This is a genomic window from Candidatus Zixiibacteriota bacterium (assembly GCA_022865345.1).
In the GTDB taxonomy this organism is placed as follows: Bacteria; Zixibacteria; MSB-5A5; order MSB-5A5; family RBG-16-43-9; genus RBG-16-43-9.
In genome coordinates this window covers 1-3,555 of sequence record JALHSU010000265.1, presented here as the reverse complement: position 1 = coordinate 3,555, position 3,555 = coordinate 1, and the positions used below count along the sequence as shown (strand labels likewise).

Genomic DNA, 3,555 nt, shown 5'->3' with positions numbered 1-3,555 from the left:
GCAAGAGCCTGATGGCACAGTCCACAAATGGGAAGTGCCCGGCATCAAGGTAGCATCTTGCGAAATCGTCGAAGGAACCAAAGGCGAGCGCATCAAACCAGCGACAGCCACGACATTAGTCGCAGCGATAGCCACCTGTACGGGGCTAACACTCGTTGCACTACCTTGTCCAGTCATTCAAACTACGTAGCGTTATACGGGACGGCACGAGGTGCCGTCCCCCCTATAAAAGGAGATCAGGAAATGATAGAAGAAGATCTGGAAACGCCCTTGACAAACATGATCAACCGGGGAATTTTGAATGACTTCAGCAAAGTCATTGACATTGCTCAGAAACTAATCGATAAAATCGAAGAGCTCATGATCGTTCTGCAAAAAGTGATCTCCGCCCTGGAGAAGAAAGAAGAAAAATAAAGAGGACAAGGCCAGAAGAACCGGCATGAACCATGCGTATCGCATAGCATACCTGGATCCTCTTTCGCAATGTCCCCCAGCCCTCGCGCCTCGCTTACGATCCCGGTCCGGTTCCTTTTTGAATGACCAACGGTTCGCCTCTTAATTCTGCAACGTCTACCAACTGAAAATCAAGCTTCTCGTGTAGTTTTTCGTACACTTCTTCAATGATTTCCATTGACCGGTTAAGCTTGTCCATCATTATGATCAAATCTGCATTATTCATTTAAATTATTCACGAATAATTATGAATAAAGGCGTTTCCTGCGCGATGCCTGACCTACTCGCAGGCGTTGAATCAGCTTTATTCATAATTATTCATGAAATTTCCTACTTTCCTTTGTTACTTGTATTTTCTGCCTGCAATCCTTACAACTATCAAAAAGGCAATCTTTACAGTCTTCTCCTGGCAATTCTGTTTTGATGCCTTTCCGAATTGCCTCAACAATTTTTTCTCCTGCTTTCCGATCTTCTTCGCCCCCTAACCTCGGAACTTTTCCCTTGAGAATGTCGATGAGAACCCTTATCAATGAGCTCGCTTGCTCATTGGTTAAGGTGATTATGTATTTCGATCCTTTTTTCATGTTTTTTTAGGGGCGCCCCCAGCCATCGCGTTTCGCTTACGATTCAACCTCGACCTTGTAGGTTCTTGGGCTTTCTCACGGTGGCTATGGGGACGCTCCCATTTTCCTTAACGTCCGTAACTTCCAGTTCCCTGGGTTACGTCAAATTGTGTCGGTCTCTCTGTTACCGCCTTTTCGATAATCGCGGTTGCTTCCTCCGATGTTATGTCATTTTCTGCCAACTCCGGAAATCTTTTCCGGATCTCTACTAGCTCCTTATAACTCGCTATGGCCTTCCCACAATACACCATCTGGATGAAGTGACTCTGATAAAGCGAGTAGAGGGATTTTCCCTCATCAATCATCTTCTTCACTTCCAGTAGTGAATCATTCCATGATTTCCCTTGTCGCCTGGCTTCGCCTTTATCTGGCGCATAGCAGCCGAACTCAAGCACCCATTGTACTTCTCCAGTCTTTTTCTCTCCGTTGGCGTGTACAAACTCAAGATTACCGATATATGACTGCGCTTCCACCGGATGCCAGGCAATCTCAAAATGAGGCGGCACGAAGCCAGGCTTCTGCCAAAGTTTTTTCACACCGGCCAGTGATACTTTGTTTGGCACCTCGAAATAACCCTGAAGATGGGGCTGTCCGCCCTCCCCGATCTCCTGCGCAATCTTGAGATAAGTCATTCCACTTTTTTCGCTTGCCCACGCGACAATTTCTGCTTTGTGGTATGATCCTTGCATAGTCATTACCCATTTTCTTGCTCTTTGTGAGCTGCCTTCTTTCTCTTTCATTTTTTTTGCACGAGTTGATGATGACTCTGGTAATACTGGGAGTCATCATCAACTCGTTTTTTTTCCCCCCCCTCTATATTGATCCTATATAGAGGGTATATATATATATATTTTTTTGCCGAAATGGCCACACTTGTTAGTCGGATATTTTTGATGTTCATATTGTTGTTATTATGCATATTGTATGCCAACTCCAGATCCCCCTTTATCCTCGGTTTTTTCGTCTTTTCTTCGCCCACAAAAAGTGTTTCCTTTTGATACATGTATATTACACATGTATCAAAAGGAAACACTTTATTATTCTTGACAAATAATTGTAAAGGATTACCCTTATAGCATGGCGTTCGACGACTTTCGATCTGGGGCTGCTTTCCAGTCACAAGAGGGAGATTATGCAATTATCCGCTTGCAAGCGATAAGGATAGTAGATATTGAGGTTTCCTGGATCAATCACGCTGCACTCCAACAGGCGATTCAAGTTTCTTTGGGGTTTGCCAGCTCGCTCCAAATCACTCAAGATTTCCTCAATTTTGCTGAACTAATAGCCGGATTGCCCTTAGTAATCCCAAAAGATTCCTCGCTTCCACTTGCAAATTTTATGGAGGCTGAAATAATTCTCAATCCGCAATATCATACTTTTGAGGCGGATTATTATCTTTCCTCGATCAAACAGCGACCCAGAATTCACGTCAACACAGGCCTCTCCTTTCCTTTCTCGCTGTGGGCGCAGCTCGTCGTCGACTGCCAGATAGTCTATCGGAAGGAGTCTCCAATGAAGGAACATCCGGCTGTGCCCTTCGACCACACCCGGCATATCATAGATAGGTGGGCGGTGGATTTTCCGGATCAAGATACTTATGGGTCTGGGGCAATCCAGGCCTTTCAAGATTCCTTTCCGTACAGCGGCTACTGGCACAGGTTTGTCTACATCGACTGCCTGTGGATTTACGACGGTGGGACTAACCAATTTGCTGCGGTTAGCGGGGTAAAAATAGATCCAGACGGACGTCCCTTTTATTGGGGTACGGAAGAGGATTTAGAACATTACCCGTTGAATTTTTCTGTTTGGGGCTGGACGGCGCCCCCCAGAAAACTTCACGTTGATTCCGCTTTCCAATCAATTTCGGGCGAAATTCGGGGGTATACCTCACCGGAATTGCTGATCTGTTCGCCTCCGTTGTGTCCTACCGTGTTTACGGGGGGGATTGCTCCAATACTGGCGGGCTTATTCGGAGGTGGGATAATTGATAGTTTGATTCACATCGGATCTACTCCTGGGGTTGTTTTTTCGGGGGTTCTTGACGGCTTATGGCGAGTAGGTTACGGGGGGTGTAAAATTTTATGAAAGTAATTACGAAATTCTTCGCAGGTGAAGATGCAACGGCGGAAAACTTCAATCTGCCGCTGGCCGATGCTGATGATAATTTCGATGAGGCCGATGAGCGGCTCGGAACGCTGACTGATGTAATTTTGGCGGCCGAAGAAACCATCGGAACATTCGAAGAACGGATTGAAGAGCTGGAAGGGATGGCACATGAAGCATCAGTAGATGATACTTATATCGCCCCAGTACGCCGGGGATACGATGAGTACGAGGAAAAGTGGAAAGTAGATTTCAGCTATTCCTCGGATGATTTCGAGTACTCTGATGGGGCTTTCCGGCTCAAATCTCCGGGCATTATGCCCGGGACGATGATTGACTATGGCGGGGTTCTTGTTCCTGCCGGTTGGCTTCTACG

General features: G+C 46.2%; 6 protein-coding genes. 3 read left to right on the top strand and 3 right to left on the bottom strand.

The features are described 5' to 3' along the window. Positions 1-243: 243 nt before the first annotated feature. Positions 244-414 carry a hypothetical protein gene (locus MUP17_12785; protein ID MCJ7459844.1) on the top strand — a complete coding sequence of 57 codons (171 nt, stop codon included), beginning with the start codon at positions 244-246 and terminating at the stop codon, positions 412-414. A 94-nt stretch (positions 415-508) separates the two neighbouring features. Here MUP17_12785 and MUP17_12780 read toward each other — a convergent pair whose 3' ends face one another. The 3 genes from MUP17_12780 to MUP17_12770 all read right to left on the bottom strand — a co-directional run bounded on the left by MUP17_12780 (position 509) and on the right by MUP17_12770 (position 1,816). Further along, a complete protein-coding gene (locus MUP17_12780) occupies positions 509-679 on the bottom strand; it encodes a hypothetical protein (GenBank protein MCJ7459843.1) in 171 nt (56 codons plus the stop codon). A gap of 88 nt (positions 680-767) precedes the next feature. Then, positions 768-1,037 (bottom strand): hypothetical protein, encoded by a 270-nt coding sequence (locus tag MUP17_12775; GenBank protein ID MCJ7459842.1) that lies wholly within the window; start codon positions 1,035-1,037, stop codon positions 768-770. A gap of 107 nt (positions 1,038-1,144) precedes the next feature. Continuing rightward, on the bottom strand, positions 1,145-1,816 hold the full coding sequence (locus MUP17_12770; protein ID MCJ7459841.1) for a hypothetical protein: 672 nt from the start codon (positions 1,814-1,816) through the stop codon (positions 1,145-1,147). 337 nt (positions 1,817-2,153) lie between these two features. On the opposite strand from MUP17_12770, the gene MUP17_12765 reads away from it, so the two are divergent. Then, positions 2,154-3,161, top strand: a complete 1,008-nt coding sequence (locus MUP17_12765; GenBank protein MCJ7459840.1) for a hypothetical protein — start codon at positions 2,154-2,156, stop codon at positions 3,159-3,161. Continuing rightward, positions 3,158-3,555: hypothetical protein (locus MUP17_12760; protein ID MCJ7459839.1), on the top strand; the 398-nt coding region annotated here is incomplete at its 3' end. The genes MUP17_12765 and MUP17_12760, both read left to right, overlap by 4 nt.